Source organism: Streptomyces sp. NPDC079141 (assembly GCF_040686775.1).
In the GTDB taxonomy this organism is placed as follows: domain Bacteria; phylum Actinomycetota; class Actinomycetes; order Streptomycetales; family Streptomycetaceae; genus Streptomyces.
Genome location: NZ_JBFBLP010000001.1, coordinates 863,477 through 879,501 on the forward strand (window position 1 = coordinate 863,477; position 16,025 = coordinate 879,501).

The 16,025-nt window shown below is 72.2% G+C and carries 15 protein-coding genes; 6 read left to right on the plus strand and 9 right to left on the minus strand.

From position 1 onward, the window contains the following. The first annotated feature begins 5 nt into the window (after positions 1-5). The 5 genes from AB0Q90_RS04045 to AB0Q90_RS04065 all read left to right on the plus strand — a co-directional run bounded on the left by AB0Q90_RS04045 (position 6) and on the right by AB0Q90_RS04065 (position 3,092). The gene (locus AB0Q90_RS04045) at positions 6-554 is read left to right on the plus strand and encodes a sigma-70 family RNA polymerase sigma factor (protein WP_363158867.1); all 549 of its coding nucleotides are present in this window, start codon (positions 6-8) and stop codon (positions 552-554) included. Positions 555-690: 136 nt separating this feature from the next. Further along, the gene (locus AB0Q90_RS04050; RefSeq protein ID WP_363158868.1) at positions 691-1,206 is read left to right on the plus strand and encodes a hypothetical protein; all 516 of its coding nucleotides are present in this window, start codon (positions 691-693) and stop codon (positions 1,204-1,206) included. A 164-nt stretch (positions 1,207-1,370) separates the two neighbouring features. Then, complete coding sequence (locus AB0Q90_RS04055) at positions 1,371-2,021, plus strand: zf-HC2 domain-containing protein (RefSeq protein WP_363158869.1); 651 nt, start codon at positions 1,371-1,373, stop codon at positions 2,019-2,021. A gap of 78 nt (positions 2,022-2,099) precedes the next feature. After that, positions 2,100-2,375: a hypothetical protein gene (locus AB0Q90_RS04060; protein WP_363158870.1), complete on the plus strand. Its 276-nt coding sequence runs from the start codon at positions 2,100-2,102 to the stop codon at positions 2,373-2,375. Between the two features lie 246 nt (positions 2,376-2,621). Next, positions 2,622-3,092 (plus strand): GtrA family protein, encoded by a 471-nt coding sequence (locus tag AB0Q90_RS04065; RefSeq protein WP_363158871.1) that lies wholly within the window; start codon positions 2,622-2,624, stop codon positions 3,090-3,092. Positions 3,093-3,094: 2 nt separating this feature from the next. Here AB0Q90_RS04065 and AB0Q90_RS04070 read toward each other — a convergent pair whose 3' ends face one another. From AB0Q90_RS04070 to AB0Q90_RS04080, 3 genes are all read right to left on the minus strand, one after another. Beyond that, positions 3,095-3,961, minus strand: coding sequence for a DNA-formamidopyrimidine glycosylase family protein (locus AB0Q90_RS04070; protein WP_363158872.1), 867 nt, complete (start codon positions 3,959-3,961; stop codon positions 3,095-3,097). A gap of 18 nt (positions 3,962-3,979) precedes the next feature. Continuing rightward, entirely contained in the window at positions 3,980-6,067 is a 2,088-nt protein-coding gene (locus AB0Q90_RS04075) for a SpoIIE family protein phosphatase (protein WP_363158873.1), read from the minus strand. Between the two features lie 82 nt (positions 6,068-6,149). Next, positions 6,150-7,361, minus strand: a complete 1,212-nt coding sequence (locus tag AB0Q90_RS04080; RefSeq protein WP_363158874.1) for a DUF6777 domain-containing protein — start codon at positions 7,359-7,361, stop codon at positions 6,150-6,152. Between the two features lie 142 nt (positions 7,362-7,503). Here AB0Q90_RS04080 and AB0Q90_RS04085 point away from each other — a divergent pair, with 142 nt between their 5' ends. Then, on the plus strand, positions 7,504-8,937 hold the full coding sequence (locus tag AB0Q90_RS04085; RefSeq protein ID WP_363158875.1) for a lipase maturation factor family protein: 1,434 nt from the start codon (positions 7,504-7,506) through the stop codon (positions 8,935-8,937). A gap of 10 nt (positions 8,938-8,947) precedes the next feature. On the opposite strand, the gene AB0Q90_RS04090 is transcribed toward AB0Q90_RS04085, so the two are convergent. From AB0Q90_RS04090 to dctP (AB0Q90_RS04115), 6 genes are all read right to left on the minus strand, one after another. After that, positions 8,948-10,216, minus strand: a complete 1,269-nt coding sequence (locus AB0Q90_RS04090) for a hypothetical protein (RefSeq protein WP_363158876.1) — start codon at positions 10,214-10,216, stop codon at positions 8,948-8,950. Further along, the gene (gene dctP, locus AB0Q90_RS04095; RefSeq protein WP_363158877.1) at positions 10,213-11,277 is read right to left on the minus strand and encodes a TRAP transporter substrate-binding protein DctP; all 1,065 of its coding nucleotides are present in this window, start codon (positions 11,275-11,277) and stop codon (positions 10,213-10,215) included. Before dctP (AB0Q90_RS04095) ends, AB0Q90_RS04090 begins: the two co-directional genes overlap by 4 nt. 28 nt (positions 11,278-11,305) lie before the next feature. Next, positions 11,306-12,319 carry a BMP family ABC transporter substrate-binding protein gene (locus tag AB0Q90_RS04100; protein ID WP_363158878.1) on the minus strand — a complete coding sequence of 338 codons (1,014 nt, stop codon included), beginning with the start codon at positions 12,317-12,319 and terminating at the stop codon, positions 11,306-11,308. 139 nt (positions 12,320-12,458) lie between these two features. Further along, on the minus strand, positions 12,459-13,127 hold the full coding sequence (locus AB0Q90_RS04105; protein ID WP_363158879.1) for a response regulator transcription factor: 669 nt from the start codon (positions 13,125-13,127) through the stop codon (positions 12,459-12,461). Next, positions 13,118-14,869: a histidine kinase gene (locus AB0Q90_RS04110; protein ID WP_363158881.1), complete on the minus strand. Its 1,752-nt coding sequence runs from the start codon at positions 14,867-14,869 to the stop codon at positions 13,118-13,120. The genes AB0Q90_RS04105 and AB0Q90_RS04110 overlap by 10 nt, the downstream gene beginning before the upstream one ends. 40 nt (positions 14,870-14,909) lie before the next feature. Next, positions 14,910-15,968 (minus strand): TRAP transporter substrate-binding protein DctP, encoded by a 1,059-nt coding sequence (dctP, locus tag AB0Q90_RS04115; RefSeq protein WP_363158882.1) that lies wholly within the window; start codon positions 15,966-15,968, stop codon positions 14,910-14,912. Positions 15,969-16,025: the final 57 nt, after the last annotated feature.

Here is a 16,025-nt window from a genome sequence, read left to right on the forward strand (position 1 = left end):
CGGCCATGACGGCCGGAACCATCCTCATCAACGGGACGACGACCGCCGAGCACGAGCTCGCCGCACTTCAGCGCGAGCACGGCCGGCCCCTCTTCGCGCTGCTGCTCCGGCTCTGCGACGGAGACCGGCAGCGCGCCGAAGACCTCGTACAGGAGACCCTGGTACGCGCCTGGCAGCATCCCGAGGCGCTGCGTGCCGACGACTTCGACTCCGTACGGCCCTGGCTGCTCACCGTCGGGCGCCGGCTCGCGATCGACGCGCGGCGGGCCCGGCAGGCGCGCCCGCCGGAGGTCGGCGACGCGATTCTGGAGAACGCGCGAGTGTGCGCCGACCACGCCGAGCGGGCGGCCGCCACCCTCGATGTCCGCGAGGCTGTGAAGACACTCACTCCGGAGCACCGTGAAGTCCTGGTGCTCGTGTACTTCCAGGGGGCCAGTGTGGCGGAAGCAGCGCAAACCCTGGGAATCCCACCCGGTACCGTGAAGTCCCGCGCGTACTACGCGCTGCGCGCCCTGCGCCGGGTGCTTCCCGGATATGCGGCCGACCTGCGGTGAAACCGAGCGTCGAGTCAAACCTCCGTAAAGCGCCTTGCCGAGGACCATGGTTGAGTAATCGGCTGTCTTCATCCGTGTTCCGCACTGGGAGCCCGGGATCGGGCGACGCGTACGCACCGGAGGAAGGCAGGAAGGGATGCTGCACAGAGGTCAAGAGAGCACGGAGGGCGCCGGCGGCGGTGAACTGACCGTCCCCATGGCGTGGTTGTACGCCGAGTACATCGCCGACGAGCTGCTGCGGACCGGCGACCTCATGCCGCCGACGTCCTTCGAGTTCCGCGCGGGCCGGGACGCCCTGGCACTGACCATCTTCCTGTCCGACACCGGGGGTGAGCTCTCCGGCATCCGGGTCGTCTCGCAGCTGGAGACCTGGCTGTCGCTGACGGCCTACGACCAGCCGTGGCAGGACTGGGTGCGCGAGCGGATGGCGCGACTCGCCGCCGTGGCCGTCGAGTCCGGTGCCCCGGCACCCGACCTGGACCTGGCCGTGGCCGCCTGGCGCTGGCTGGAGGAGACCGAGCTGCTCGCGCCCGATCTCAACGCGGTGCCGGGCGGCGGCGCCCTGGGCGGCGAGGACGAGGGCCCGAAGGTGTGGACCCCGGCCTGGCAACTCGGACTGCCCCTGGGGCACTTGGCGATTCACCTGTTCTAGACCCGGGCCCAAATTTTTCCGGAACGGGACCAATCCGCCGCCCCGTCCGCTCCGAATCCCGGGGTTGGCGATTCTGCGGATGCCTTGAGTGATTCGGCGGTCCGGTGCGTACCGGTGGGAGCAAGGAGTAACCCACCCCGCACCCAACGGCACGAGGTTTCCGCATGAGGTCCCTGGAAAGGCATCGCGACGTCGCCGCGTACGCGCTCGGTGTGCTGGACGAGGCGGAGGCCTTCCGCTTCGAGGACCACCTCATGGAGTGCCCCAGCTGTGCGGCACACGTGACCGAATTCGGGCCCGCCACCCGGCAGTTGATGCTGTACCGGCGGGCCACCCCGCGCTTCGTCCACCCGATGGCCCAGCCCGGCCCCCGCCTGCTGGACCGCCTCCTCGGCGAGGTCGCGACCCGGCACCGCCTGCGGCGCCGGCGCCTTCTGTACGCCGTGGCGGCGTCGGCGGTGGTCGCGCTGGCCGGGCCCGGGGTCGCGGCGATGACCACCGGGGGCGGCGGCGCCGTACGCATCGCCGCCACCGACGAGCGCTCGGGCGTCTGGGCCCAGGTCACCGCCGAGAACGAGCCCTGGGGCACCCAGGTCGAGCTCAAGGTCAAGGACGGCGCGGGCCCCCGCTCGTGCCGCCTGACCGCCATCGGCCACGACGGCTCCGAACAGACGGTCACCAGCTGGACGGTGGCCCGCCACGACGCCCGCGAGAACACGATGATGGGCTCGGCGGGACTGCATCCCGACGAGATCGCCCGGTACGAGGTGCGGACCACGGGCGGGGAGCACCTGGTGACGCTGGAGCCGCGGTAGGCGGCCGAGCCACGGCCCTCGGTGGCAGGATGACAGCCGTTCGCCCCGCCGAGGCTGGAGCTGATTCCGCTGATGGACATGTCCTCCCGAGAGATCCGCCTGCCCCTCGACGAGGTCGTGACCGTCCTGCGGGACCTGAACGAGTTCGTGGTCTCGCTCGACCGCCTCGGATCCCGCCAGGCGGAAGGAACCGCCAGTGAGGCCACCGTCGGCACATTCGTCGCCGACTGGGATGTGGCCCGGCGGCTGGCCCGTGCCCGGCGTGTCATCAGCGTCGCGCTCGATGCGCAGCTGACTCCGGAGGAGAACGAAGAGATCGACTCCCTGTGTGAGCGGGGCCGGTTCTTCGGCTGAACGCGGCGGGGCGTCGCGCCCGGGCTGTCGCGCGCTCCACCGGCCCCCGCAGAGCGTTCACTCTCATTCATTGCAACAAGCCGGGGCGCCTCTGTTGCATTAAATCCAAGGCCGTTGCAACGATTTCATGGCCTTCACCTGCGCTGATATGCAGCCTGCGCAATAACTCTGTTGCTCGCTCTTCAAACGCAACGTAGCTTTTCCATCGTCGGAAACAGCCTGAAGAGCCAGTGAAGGAGTAACGCCATGAAGTCGGCCACCCCTGGCCCCCTCGCCTCCTTCGTACGGTTCGTGGTCCTCGGAGGCGGGATCGGAGTCCTCTCCAGCTTTGCGGTACCGCTGTTGGCCGCGGCCGTGCCGTGGGCCGTCGCGAACGCGGTCGTCACCGTCGCCTCCACCCTGCTGTGCACCGAACTCCACGCCCGCTACACGTTCGGCAAGGGGCGCGGCGCCGGATGGCGCGAGCACTGGCAGTCCGCGGGCTCGGCCACCGCCGCGTATCTGGCCACCAGCGTCGCCGTGTTCGTCCTGCACGTGGTGCAGTCCTCCCCCGGCATGCTGACCGAGCAGATCGTCTACCTCAGTGCCTCCGGCCTCGCCGGCATCGGCCGCTTCGTCGTGCTGCGGCTGTACGTCTTCGCCACCCGCCGCGACACCACCGCGCGCACCCTCAAGCAGCACGAGGCTGCCGCGCCCGTTCTCGTCACGGCGGCGTAGCGTCACTTCAGCAGGCGCGACATCCGCCGGTCCGCCAGCGGCTTTCCGCCCGTCTGGCAGGTCGGGCAGTACTGGAGGGAGGAGTCGCTGAAGGAGACCTCGCGGATGGTGTCGCCGCAGACCGGGCAGGGTTCGCCGGTACGGCCGTGGACGCGCAGGCCGGTCTTCTTCTCCGACTTCAGGCGGCCCGCGGCCAGGCCCCGGGAGCGGGTGACCGCGTCGGTGAGGGTCGTGCGCAGGGCCTCGTAGAGGGTCCGGGTCTCCTCCGGGGTGAGCTTCGCGGCCAGCTTGAAGGGGGACATCCTCGCGGCGTGGAGGATCTCGTCGCTGTAGGCGTTGCCGACGCCCGCGATCAGGGTCTGGTCGCGCAGGGCGCCCTTGATCTGGCGGCGTTCGGCTGCCAGCAGCGCCGCGAAGCGGGCCTCGTCGAAGTCGTCCGCCAGGGGGTCGGGGCCCAGGCGGGCGATGCCGGGGACCTCCTGCGGGTCCTGGACGACGTAGACCGCCAGGCGTTTCTGCGTGCCGGCCTCGGTGAGGTCGAAGCCCGCGCCGGTCTCCAGGGCGACGCGCAGGGCGAGGGGGCCCTTGCCCGGGCGGGGCGGGCCGTCGGGGAGGCGGTCCTTCCAGTGCAGCCAGCCCGCGCGGGCCAGGTGGGTCACCAGGTGCGGGCCGTCGTCCGCCGTCGCGATGTCGAGGAACTTCCCGTGCCGGTGCACCGCCACCGCCTCGCGGCCTTCGAGCGCGGTGAGGGGTGGGTCGTAGGTCTTCAGGACGCTGATCGCGACGGGCAGGACCCGTACGATCTCGTGGCCGACGAGCTGCTCGGTGAGGAAGTCCTTGAGTGCTTCGACCTCGGGGAGTTCCGGCATGGGTCCAGCCTGCCGTGCTCAGGCGCGTTCCCGCACCAGGAATTCGCACCAGACGCACTTGCCGCCGCCGCGCGCCTCCACGCCCCACACGTCCGTGAGCAGCTCGACCAGGAGCAGACCCCGTCCGGACACGCCCGACTCGCCCGCCTCGCGGCGCCGGGGCAGGGCGCTGGAGGAGTCCTCGACCTCGACGCGCAGCCGGCGGTCGCTGCCTGCCAGGACCCTGAGGGTGACGATCGCGGAGCCCTCGGTGTGCATCAGGGCGTTGGTGATCAGCTCGTCGGCGACGAGCTCGATCTCGTCGGCGCGGTCACGGGCACCCCAGGCGCGGACCGCGGCGCGGATCATGTGGCGGGCCTCGGCGAGCGCCTCGGGGTCGCCGGGTGCCACATGCTGCTGGAGCCGGCCGCCGGTCTGCGGGGCGTCCAGTACGCGACGGCGCAGCAGAAGCAGGGCCACGTCGTCGTCGCCGCCGCGTTCCCCGGCCGCGTCGATGAGCCGGTCGGCGAGCTTGCGTACGTCCTCCGGGCCGTCGGCGACGAGCGACATCAGGGTCTGCATGCCGTCGTCGAGGTCGGTTCCGGGCTGTTCCACCAGGCCGTCGGTGCACAGCAGCAGGGTGTGCCCGGGGTCGAGTTCGAGGGTGCGCACGGGGTAGTCCAGCCGGCCGAACTCGGCGGACAGACCGAGCGGCAGACCGCCCTCGACCCCGACCCGGCGGCAGGCGCCGTCGGGGTCGCGGACCAGGGGGTCGATGTGCCCGGCGCGCACCACCTGCACCACGCCCGTGGACAGGTCGGCCTCGGCGTACAGACAGGTCGCGAACCGGTCGGTGTCCAGTTCGTGGAGGAACACCGAGGCGCGGGCCATCACCGTCGCGGGGGTGTGGCCCTCCGCCGCGTAGGCACGCAGCACGATGCGCAGTTGGCCCATGACGGCGGCGGCGTGCGTGTCATGGCCCTGGACGTCGCCGATGACGGCGCCGACACGGCCGCCCGGCAGCGGGATCAGGTCGTACCAGTCGCCGCCGATGTCCCGGCCGAGGGTGCCCGCGGCGGTGCCGGCCCGGTAGCGGACGGCGACGTCGGCGCCCGGGACGCTGGGGATGGTGCGCGGCAGCATGGCCTGCTGGAGGCCGGTGGCCAGGTCCTTCTCCTGCTCGTAGAACATGGCCCGCTGCAGGCTCTGCGCGATGCTGCTGCCGAGGGCGACGAGAACGTTGCGCTCCTCGGCGGAGAAGCCGCGCCGGTCGCTGTAGAGCAGGCCCATGGCGCCGATGGGACGGGCCTGGGCGATCAGCGGGAGGTAGGCGGCCGATGTGATGTCCAGGTCGGTGATGTGCGGCCACAGGATCGGGTAGCCGTCCGCGAACTCCTGGGGCGACTCGATGAAGCGCGGGGTGAGGGTCCGTACGACCTCGCTCATCGGGTAGGGCTCGTCGATGCCGGTGAGCCGGGTGCCGGGGACGAAGCTGCCCGCCGGGCCCTCGGCGATCAGCCGGATGCGGCCGGCCTCGACCAGGCCCATGACCAGGCTGGTGGCGCCCAGATGGGTGAGGCCGTGGGTGTCCTTGAGGACGTCGATGACGTCCTGGACGGTACGGGCGTGCGCCAGCGCGGCGGTGGTGAGCTGGACGACGTTCGTCTGCTGGCGCCGCAACTGGTCCGCCTCGGCCCGTTCCCGGCGGGCCTCGCTGTCGCTCAGCTCCTGGGTGGCGTCCCGGACGATGCCGATGATCCGGCGGGGGCGGCCCGTCTCGTCGCGCCGGATGTAGCCCTGGGTGTGGGTCCAGCGCGGACTGCCGTCGCGGCAGCGGATGCGGAAGTAGGCGCCGTAGTTCTCGCTGCCGTCCTTCATGGCCTGGGAGACCAGGGCGTCGAGGCGGTGGCCCTCCGCCGGGGTGACCCGGCAGGCCAGCGTCTCGGGGTGGCCGTCGAATTCGTCGGGGCGCAGGTCGAAGACCTCGTGGGCCTGGGCGTCCATGTGGAACAGGCCGGTGTCCAGGTCCCAGTCGAAGCTGCCCATGCGGTTGAGCGCCAGGATCGGATCCGGGTGGGCGGGCCAGTCGTCCGGGAGTGACAGGGCGCTCGCTCCCCGATCAACCATGGGGCCACCTTGCCAGGATTTGTCCGATTCTTCGACCGGGAGGAACCGGAGGGTCCGCCACCGCGGACCCCCCGGTCTCCGGTCAGCTGCCGAAGACATCCGTGGGGCTGCCGAAGATGCTGCCCAAGGCGGCCGGATCGTCGGGGTCGTCCGGGATCAGCCCGCCGCCGTCGCGCACGTCGGGGGTGTCCGGCACGGACTCGGGGCCGAGTTCGTCCGAGGAGGGATCCTCGGGCACCGTGCCGCCGAAGTCGGGCACGGTCGTGTCGGCACCGCTCTCGTCCGTCGGCACGAGCGGGCTGTCCGGCACAGTCGACGGCGGGGTGGCCGTGGCCGTGGGGCAGTCGGTCGGGTCCGGCGAGGGCACTTCGGAGGGCGTCGTGCCGGGCGTGACAGTGACCGTGGGGGTCACGCAGTCGGTGGGTCCGGTGCGCTCGTCCGACGGGGAGGCGCTGCTCTCGCTCGGGGACGCGCTGGAGGCACTGTCGTCCGGGCTGGGGGTCGGCGTGGTCGGCGCCGGGGTCGGCGTCACCGGGTCCGGCGGCGGTACGGGGCGGTCATGGTGGACCTCGTGGCCGATCCGCCGTTCGATCCAGGTGTTGTTGACGACGTTGATGATCGTGATGTTGGTGATCACCTGGGGTGCCGGGGTCACCACGATCACCTGGGCGGGCCGGTAGCCGGACCAGGCGGCGCCGCTGGTCCCGTGGCTGCCCTGCATGGCCACGGGCGGCTTCAGCGGGTTGCCGCAGGCACAGCGCACGCGCGGCACGCCCCGGTTGTCGACGAGGACGGCGGTGCCCGCCTGGAGGACGGACTGGTAGGTGGTCGCCCGGCCGTCGCGGTAGCCGTGGTTGGTGACGCGGGTGTCGGCGCGCAGCAGGACCGGGGCCAGTCCGCGCAGGTAGGTGGGGATCGAGGCCTGGGAGATGCCCGCGGCCCCGGCGAAGGCGCGCGCCTTGGCCCGGTCGGCGGTCAGGTAGCCGATCTGCCGGTTCACATCGCAGCTGCCGACGCGTTCGGTGCCGCCGTAGAGGCCGGGGGTGGACCCGGAGTAGGACCGCACGGCATCCGGTGTCCCCGTCGGCTGCGGCGTTCGGGTGACGGGAGGCGGGGTGGCCGTGGAGGTGGCCGTGGAGTCCGTGAAGGGATCGGGGCCCTGGGCCGCGACCGGCTGGAGGAACAGCTCCCCGCTCGCCGCCGTGTCCTTGCCGTCGTCGCCGCCGCAGCCTGCGGCGAGCAGCGCCGCAGCGAGCGCGCAGGCCGTGACGAAGGTTCCGATGGGTGTTCGCACCACGTTCTCCCGCCTGTTTCCGGGCAGTTCGTCACCATTGTCTGCTTCACTCACATGGGTTACGCAAGTGGAGGCATGATGCACACAGAGTGACCGCCCGGCGAAGGCTTCCGGCGGGACAATGGACGAAGGAGCGCAGGCCGTGGACTGGTTCACCGCACCCGACTACTGGCTGAGCCGGCTGCTCTTCCAGCGGGCTCTGGCCGGGGTGTACCTCGTCGCGTTCCTCACGGCGGCGCTCCAGTTCCGGGCGCTGCTGGGCGAGCGGGGGCTGCTGCCGGTGCCCCGCTTCGTGGCGCGGGTGCCGTTCCGGCAGGCGCCGAGCCTGTTCCACCTCCACTACTCGGACCGCTTCTTCGCCGGGTGCGCCTGGTCGGGCTGCGCGGTGTCGGCGGCGCTGCTCGCGGGGGTCGACGGCTTGCTGCCGCTGTGGGGCGGCATGCTGCTGTGGCTGGTGCCGTGGGTGCTGTACCTGTCGATCGTCAACGTCGGGCAGACCTGGTACGGCTTCGGCTGGGAGTCCCTGCTGCTGGAGGTGGGCTTCCTCGCCGTCCTGCTCGGCAACGAGGAGGTGGCCCCGCCGATCGTGGTGCTGTTCCTGCTGCGCTGGATCCTGTTCCGGGTGGAGTTCGGCGCGGGACTGATCAAGATGCGCGGCGACGCGTGCTGGCGCAAGCTCACCTGCCTGTACCACCACCACGAGACGCAGCCCATGCCGGGCCCGCTGAGCTGGTTCTTCCACCATCTGCCCCGGCCGCTGCACCAGGTCGAGGTGGCCGCCAACCACGTCACCCAACTCGTCGTGCCGTTCCTGCTGTTCACTCCGCAGCCGATCGCCACGGCCGCCGCGTCACTGATGATCCTCACCCAGCTGTGGCTGGTGCTGTCGGGCAACTTCTCCTGGCTGAACTGGATCACCATCGTGCTGGCCCTGTCGGCGCTGCAACTGCCGGACACCGCCCCCTCGGTGCCGGACGCGCCGCTCTGGTACACGGTCGTGGTGCTGGCGGTCTCCGCCGTGCTCCTCGCCCTCAGCTACCGCCCGGTCGCCAACATGCTCTCCCGCCGCCAGGTGATGAACCGCTCCTTCGACCCGCTCCATCTGGTCAACACCTACGGCGCGTTCGGCAGCGTCAGCCGCATCCGCTACGAGGTGGTGATCGAGGGCACCGCCGAGCCCGTACCGCGCGAGGACTCCGACTGGCGGGAGTACGAGTTCAAGGGCAAGCCCGGTGATCCCCGGCGCTGGCCGCGGCAGTTCGCGCCGTACCATCTGCGGCTCGACTGGATGATGTGGTTCGCCGCGCTGTCGCCCGCGTACGCCGGTTCGTGGTTCGGCACGCTGGCGGAGCGGCTGCTGGAGAACGACCGCGCGACGCTGAAGCTGCTGCGCCGCTCCCCCTTCCCGCCGGACGAGCCACCCCGCTACGTCCGCGCCCGCCTGTTCCGCTACCGCTACACGAGCTGGCGCGAGCTGCGCGAGACGGGGGCGTGCTGGCACCGGACGTATGTGCGGGAGTACCTGCCGCCGACGCGGCTGGCGCGGGCCGCCGACGACGAACGTCTGACCTGGTGAGCAGGCAGGGTCACAGCCGCTGGAACAGCACCGGGATGAGCGCCGGGATCGCGGGCGCCAGCAGGTAGAGGAAGATTCCGGTCGCGGCCTTGCGGGTCGTGACCGGCAGCACCGGGGCGGACCAGACCTGCGCGATGGCCGCGTCCCGCTCCTCGCTCGCAAGGGCGCTCTCGTACAGGGCCTTGACGTGGTCCTGCTTGACCTTCAGCGCGGAGTGGTAGCCGATCGAGGACGGGTACACGATCACGAGCATGTCCACCAGCATCACCGCGAGGACGATGAACACCATCCACGCCTCCGCCGGCAGCCAGACGGTGAACAGGACCAGCAGACCGGTCAGATGGGCCAGGGACGAGCCGTAGGTCCACAGCATGAACCGGCGCAGGGGGCGCAGCCCGCGGTAGCCGTCGCTGTCGTACTCCATGTTCGGGGTGACACCGAAGCCGAGCTCCCAGGACCGGTACAGGTACTGGGTGAAGACCACGCCCATCATCAGTTGCTTGCTCAGGAAGTAGAAGGCGTAGGTGCCCGCGGCGCACAGGGCCAGGGCCAGCTCGGGGTGCCGGTGCCAGTTGGCCCACCAGCCGTCGTAGACCTCCGAGCGCCACACCGCATCGGGCAGCGGGGTCGGGTTCCAGTTGGCCATGAGGCCGTTGGTGTGGACGAAGGCGTACAGCGAGCCCGCGCAGGCCGCGGCGGCCAGGAGGAGGACCACGGAGACGCCCGCGCCGCCGAGCCGGGCGAAGGCCTTGTTGGTCCGGTCGACCAGCTCGTCGTGCTGCTCGGCGCGCTCGGAGGTCAGCCGGGCGCCGTTGTCCTCGTTCATCCGCACGAAGTCGGCGATGGCCTGCACCTGTTGGCAGCAGAAGACGGGGGTGACGAGGACGACCGCCAGCACGATCAGGCCGGCCGGGTCCTGGAGCAGCGACAGGCTCACTCCGGTCGGTCCGGCGCTGTCGGAGAACAGGTGGTCCAACGCCGAGCGCCGGGTCCCGTCGACCGGCGCCCCCAGCACGTCCGCCGCCCCCGCAAGACCCAGCAGCGTGACGCCGAAGCCCAGACCGATCAGCAGGAACCGGGTCTTGGCCGTCAACCAGCCGTAGAGGTCGCGCAGTTCGGAGAGGCTGCGGGGCGCCAGCCGGACCGACGCCGAGTCGACGGGTGCCGAGGAACGGAAGCCCGCCCCTATCAACTGCGGTTCCAGGGCTTTGAGATGCGCCGTGGCCCGTCTTCCGTCGACGACTCCCGGCACCGGGCGCAGGTTCGGCTCGGCGGTCACGACGCACCGCACGGCGTCGGCGGCTCGGCCGCGGGAACGGACTTCTTCAGGGTGCGGATGCGCTCGATGAACGCCTTGGTCTGCGCGTCCTTCTCCAGGGCGGCGTAGACCGGCGCCACCGCGCGCTCCAGGGCGGCGAGTTGCGCCGCGCTCGCGTGCACCACGCGGCCGCCGGCCGCGCAGAACCGCTCGGCGTCCCGAATGTCCTCCGGGACGTTGGCCAGGGCCCACGTGCGGGTCGCGGCGGCCGCCTCACGCAGGGCGGCACGCCGGTCGTCCGTGAGGCCGCGCCACACCTTCCCGTTCACGGCTACGACGTTGAGCTTGGGGAAGTAGGTCACATTGCCCGTAGCGACCGTCGGGCCGTTCAGATTCCCGCTCCAGGCGAACGTCGACTCCGCCGCGTCCAGGGCACCGGCGTCCACGGCGGCGCCGAAGGCATCGCCCGGGTAGTCGTCCGGATGCGCGCCCAGTGCCTCGAACAGATCGTGGGTCACCTCGGAGCGGGGGACGCGGACGGCGGCGTCGCGGTAGTCGTCCGGGCCGCGCAGCGGCCGGTGGTAGGCGAACGGGTGCCGCAGCCCTTCGGGCAGCAGGGCAAGGCCGACCACTCCCAGTCGCTCCACCCCGGCCAGCATGTCCTCGGCCAGCGGGTCCTCCACGATGCGCTCGACGAGCGCGTCCGAGGTCACCAGGAAGGGCCCCTGGACGGCCCGCAGGCTGGTCACGCCCTCCGTGTCCCAGCTGCGGGCCGGTATCACCCCGCCGTCGAGCCGCCCTCGGACGACGCGCCGCAGCGCCTGCTGGTCCCAGTCGTCGCCGGGCGGGTCCTGCGCCTCCCAGACCGGCTCGACGCGCAGCGCGCCGTCCGAGTGCCGCTCCACCTGCCGGGCGAACTCCCTGAGCTGCCCGCTGACCGGCGAGTCCGACGCCTCCGCGGTGCCGATCGTCAGCGTCACGGGCTCGCTGCCGCCCGCCTTGTCGGCGCTCCCGCCGCCGCTGCATCCCGCCGCCAGCACCAGCCCCAGGGCCGCCACGGCCAGTCGCTTCGTCCCTCGCATCGGTCCGGTCCCCTCCCCCTGCCTGCCGTCAGCTCGTCGGAACGGTGATCCGACCGGCCACGATCTTTGCCTTGAGCGCCTCCAGCCGCGGCGCGATGTCGTTCAGGCGGCCACCCGAAGTCGCGTAGCCCACCCCGCCGTTGGCGAGGTCGTAGCGGAGCTCGCCGCTGCGGAAGGTGCCCCGGTGGGCGTCCTCCACAACCTGGCGGACCGCGAGGTCCAGGCGTTTGACCATCGAAGTGAGGATGACCTCCCGCGCCGCCCGGTCGGCGGTGCGGTACTGGTCGGTGTCCACTCCGATCGCCAGCCCGCCGGCGGCCCGGGCCGCGGCGAACACGCCCTCGCCGGACAGGCCCGCCACCTGGTACACCACGTCCGTTCCAGTGGTGTACATCTCGGTGGCGACGCGCCCGGCCGCCTCGGGATCGTCGAAGGCGCCGGGGCCGTCGTCGAGCCACGCGTTGTCGACGGTCACGTCCGGTCGCACCGCGAGCGCCCCCGCGGTGTAGCCCGCGCGGAAGCCCTCCAGTTCCGCGTTCCGCATCCCGCCCAGGAAGCCGATGCGCCCGGTCCTGGACTTCAGGGCCGCGGCGGCGCCGACGAGATACGAGCCCTCGGGCGTGGCGAAGACGAAGTTGGCGATGTTGGGGCCGGTGATCCCCGGGGCGTCGGGGATGGCGAACCGGACGTCGCGGAACTCGGCCGCCACCGTGACCATCGCGTTCGCGTACATGGGATGGGTGGCGACGACCAGATCGCAGCCGTCCTCGGCGAGCTGCCGGAGCCGCGCCGCCGAGTGGAACTCGTCGTCGTCCCGGCCCGAGGACAGTTCGACCACCTCACGCGGGCCCAGGCCGAGCCGCTCGCGTGCCACCCGCACGCCTTCCGCGGCCGAGTCGTTGAGCCACTTGTCGCCGAGCCCCGGCCATCCGTAGGCCACTCCGACCTCGCAGCCGCCGGCGCCCGGGCCCCCGCTGCCGCAGGCCGTGCCGCCCGAAAGCAGCAGGACCAGCGACAGCGCGACCCCCACCCCTTTGCGCACCGTCCGCACCTCCCCCGTCACCCCGCCGGATACGGCGCTGCTCCCCCGATGCCTTCGACGGTACGGGCGGACCGCCCGGCCGCCATCGGTGCTGCCCCCGAACCGTCCGCCGGGAAAACTGCGGCTGGCACGGATGCCGTCACGGCGGCCGCAGAGTGCCCGGATTGGCGCGCAGGTAGGCGAGCACGACGAGCACCCGCCGGTGTGCGTCCGCGGTGTCGGTGAGGCCGAGCTTCTGCAACACGCTGGTCACATGCGCCTCGACGGTCCGCTCGGCGATGAACAGACGGGCCGCGACCGCCTTGTTGGACAGTCCTTCGGCGACGAGGGCGAGCACCTCGCGCTCGCGCGGGGACAGTCCGTGCAGCGGATCGGACCGTCGCCGGCGCCGCATCAGCGTGCTGACGATCGTGGGGTCGACGACGGTCTCCTCGTCGCGGATCCGGCGCAGCGCGTCGGTGAGGACCGCCACGTCGAACACCCGCTCCTTCAGCAGGTATCCGACGCCTCGGGGGCTCTCCTCGATCAGCCGCAGCGCGTAGTCCGGCTCGATGTACTGGGAGAGCACCAGCACCCCGGTCCCGGGCTGTTCGGCCCGGATGCGCTGGGCCGCGACCAGCCCCTCGTCGGTGTGCGTGGGCGGCATACGGATGTCGACGACCACGGCGTCCGGCCTTACGGCCCGTGTCTCGCGCAGCAGTTCGTCCCCGTCGGCGGCCCGGCCCACGACCTCGTGACCGGCGTCCTGGAGCAGCCGGGCGATCCCCTCCCGGGTGAGCATCGTGTCGTCGGCCACCACTAGTCGCATGGAAACTCCGCCCGTGTGCCGTACTGCGTCTTCTCCAGCCGCCCGCCCAGCGCGCCGACCCGGTCGGCGACCCGATGGTACGGGTCCAGTGCCACCCCTTGGAGGTGTACGGCAACTGTTCCCGTCAGCCGTTCGACGCGGACCTCGACGAACGGCGCGTCCTGGCACTCCGCGGCGTCCACGGCCGCGCCCACGACGGCGTACACCGCCCGCTCGACCGCCTGCGGCAGCCGCTCCCCCGGCACGGCCTCGACCTCCACGGGTACGGCCGCCCGGTCGGCGAGCGTCCACAGCGCGGGCTCCAGGCCCGCCTCCTCCAGGATCACGGGGAAGATGCCATGGGCCGTCTCGCGCAGCTCGGCGAGCACCGCCAGCGTCTCCTCCACGGCGTCCGCCAGCGCCGTGGCCCGCGGATCGCCCGCCGCTTCGGCGGCGATGCGGGCGAGCCGCAGCTCGTAGGTGACGGCCAGCAGCCACTGCTGGGCGCCGTCGTGGAGGTCGCGCTCCAGGCGGCGGCGTGTGTCGTCCGCGGTCTCGACGATGCGGGCGCGTGAGGCCCGCAACTCGGCCAGCCGGGCCAGCAGCGTGGCGCGCAGCCGCTCGTTGTCGATGGCGAGCCGGGCGGCGGAACCGATCTGGTGCTCCAGCTGCCGGCCGTCGGCGTCGGTCCGGTCGTGCACGACGACGGCGATCGGTTCGCCGCCCCGGTGGATGGAGGTCAGGGCGCGTTCCCGGTCACCGGCCGACCGTGCCGGAGCGCCGCCGGCGTCGACGTACTGGTCGGAATCCGGCAGCCGGTAGAGGACGTTCAGCCGGTCGTCGCCGAGGGCCTCGGCGAGGGCCGCGCGCAGCGAGCCGGGCTGCGGGGCGGCCCCGAGTCCGTCGGTCAGGCGGGCGACCGCGGTGCGCCGCCGGTACCGGCGCACGGCCAGCCGGCCGAGGCCGGCCACGAGGAGGGACAGGCAGACAGCGCGGGCGGCGAAGAGCGCGGCGAACGGCTGCCGGGCCGGGTCCTCCGCCGGGTGTACGAGGAGCGCCGCTGCGTACGCGGCCTCGGCGAGCGAGGCGGCGACGACGGGGAGGAGGACGTACAGCCGCTCGGCCCTCGGAGTGCCCCTGCCGACGACAGCCAGGGCAACGAGCACGCCGGTCACCGCGATGTACCCGGCGGCCACCGCCTGCACCGCGTCCGTCAGAGCGGGATCGGCGTACAGCACGGTCGGACTGGGACCGCACATGCGCCAGCACTGCGCGTCCAGGTACGGATCATGGAAGAGCAGCAGACCGAGGCAGACCGTCCCGGCCGAGGCGTAGGCGGCGACGGCCAACGCCCTTGCGTGGCGGGCGCGTTGCACGTCCAGCGCGAGGTGCGCGAGCGCCGCCACAGCAAGCGGCGGTACGGCGAGAGCGGCGACCCTCAGCAGTGCCGGGCCCTCCCCGGGCGCGTGCAGCAGCGATCGCACCGGGGTCTCGCCCTGCCAGCCCGCCCACAGCGGCGCCAGCCACACCGAGCCCAGGAGGAGTACCTGTGCAAATGGTGCCTGCCGCCACAGCAGGGCCAGCCCGATCAGGCCCAGCCCGGGGACGAGGGAGGCCGCCGCGAACACCGCGGACACCTCGGCGTACGAGGTCACCGAACGGGTGCCGCCGACCATGACGGCGGCGGCGCCGGCCGCGTAGGCCGACGCCATCACGAACAGGACCGCCCGTCCGGTGCCCGGGCGCAGGAGACGAGTGGGCACGGCTGCCCCCATCGGGTGCGGCGCCGGGACCGGGTGGGGCCTAGGCCCGGCAGTCGGCGGGCACGTCGAGAGCGGGCTGCCGGGGCAGCTTCGCCTTCAACGCCTCGATCTCCTCGATGAAGGACCTGGTCCGCGGGTCCTGCCCGAGCCGAGCGTATTCCGGCCGCAGCGCCTTCCGCAGCCCCTTGAGGTCGCTCTCGGAGGCCGTGGCGAACCGAGTGCCGTTCGCACACATCTCCGGGACGAGCCTCGCGTCCATGTCCGAGAGTTCCGGCGACCGCCGCTGCGTGTCCGCCGCCGCCTCGCGCAGCCAGCCGCGCTGCTCGTCGCTCAGCCCGGCGAGACGGCCGGGGTCGGCGATCAGTGCGACCATCTGCGGCCACAGCGGCACATTGGCCGTGATGTACGGGGCCTGCAGGGCGTAGTCGTTGAGATGGTGGCCGATGAGGTACAGCTCGAACCCGCCGAGTTCGCCGCTGTCGAGGGCCTCGAAGCGGGCCGCCAGCCCTTCGAGCGGCCGCGCCCCGAGCGTGCGGATGGCGCTCGACTGCCCCGCGGACCGCGCCGTACCGAAGGTGATGCCCCGCCAGTCCGCGGGACCGAGCAGCGGCTTCTGGACGCCGACCGGCCTGCGGATCGCGTCGGCCAGCAGCGCCAGTCCCGTGACGTCGAGCGGCTTGAGGTCCTTCAGCATCCGCCCGGGGATGCCACTGTCGACGATCGCCTGCTGCAACGGGTGGCTGTCGACGAGCATGGGCACGCCGAGCGCCTGGAAGCTGTGCACCTCCAGCGAGTCGAAGACGCGGGTGCCGACCCAGGCGAGGTCCGCCCTGCCCGCCGCGACGTCCCGCACGATCCGCTGCTCGGCGTCGACGGCGAAGTCGCCCCATTCATGGACCACGTCGAGCCGCAGCGCACCGCCGGACACCTGCTCCACCCGGTCGGCGAAGTACGCCACGGCCGGTTCGTACTCCAGGTTGGCGTAGCCGTTGGCCATCGTGAGCACCAGCGGTGAACCCGGGCCCCCGGCCTTGTCACCGCCCTCGGCAGCGGTCGAGCAGCCCGCCGTCACAATGGCGGCCACAGCCGCCGCTGCCATCCGGCGTCCCCACCGTCGCATCCTCATGCCGCCCCCTTCCCGAGCCGTGTCCCGACC

What these genes read in the sequence shown, in the direction of transcription:
- AB0Q90_RS04045 (WP_363158867.1), top strand. Translation starts at nt 6, where the DNA reads ATGACGGCCGGAACCATCCTCATCAACGGGACGACGACCGCCGAGCAC.
- AB0Q90_RS04050 (WP_363158868.1), top strand. Translation starts at nt 691, where the DNA reads ATGCTGCACAGAGGTCAAGAGAGCACGGAGGGCGCCGGCGGCGGTGAA.
- AB0Q90_RS04055 (WP_363158869.1), top strand. Translation starts at nt 1,371, where the DNA reads ATGAGGTCCCTGGAAAGGCATCGCGACGTCGCCGCGTACGCGCTCGGT.
- AB0Q90_RS04060 (WP_363158870.1), top strand. Translation starts at nt 2,100, where the DNA reads ATGTCCTCCCGAGAGATCCGCCTGCCCCTCGACGAGGTCGTGACCGTC.
- AB0Q90_RS04065 (WP_363158871.1), top strand. Translation starts at nt 2,622, where the DNA reads ATGAAGTCGGCCACCCCTGGCCCCCTCGCCTCCTTCGTACGGTTCGTG.
- AB0Q90_RS04070 (WP_363158872.1), bottom strand. Translation starts at nt 3,961, where the DNA reads ATGCCGGAACTCCCCGAGGTCGAAGCACTCAAGGACTTCCTCACCGAG.
- AB0Q90_RS04075 (WP_363158873.1), bottom strand. Translation starts at nt 6,067, where the DNA reads ATGGTTGATCGGGGAGCGAGCGCCCTGTCACTCCCGGACGACTGGCCC.
- dctP (WP_363158877.1), bottom strand. Translation starts at nt 11,277, where the DNA reads ATGCGAGGGACGAAGCGACTGGCCGTGGCGGCCCTGGGGCTGGTGCTG.
- AB0Q90_RS04105 (WP_363158879.1), bottom strand. Translation starts at nt 13,127, where the DNA reads ATGCGACTAGTGGTGGCCGACGACACGATGCTCACCCGGGAGGGGATC.
- dctP (WP_363158882.1), bottom strand. Translation starts at nt 15,968, where the DNA reads ATGGCAGCGGCGGCTGTGGCCGCCATTGTGACGGCGGGCTGCTCGACC.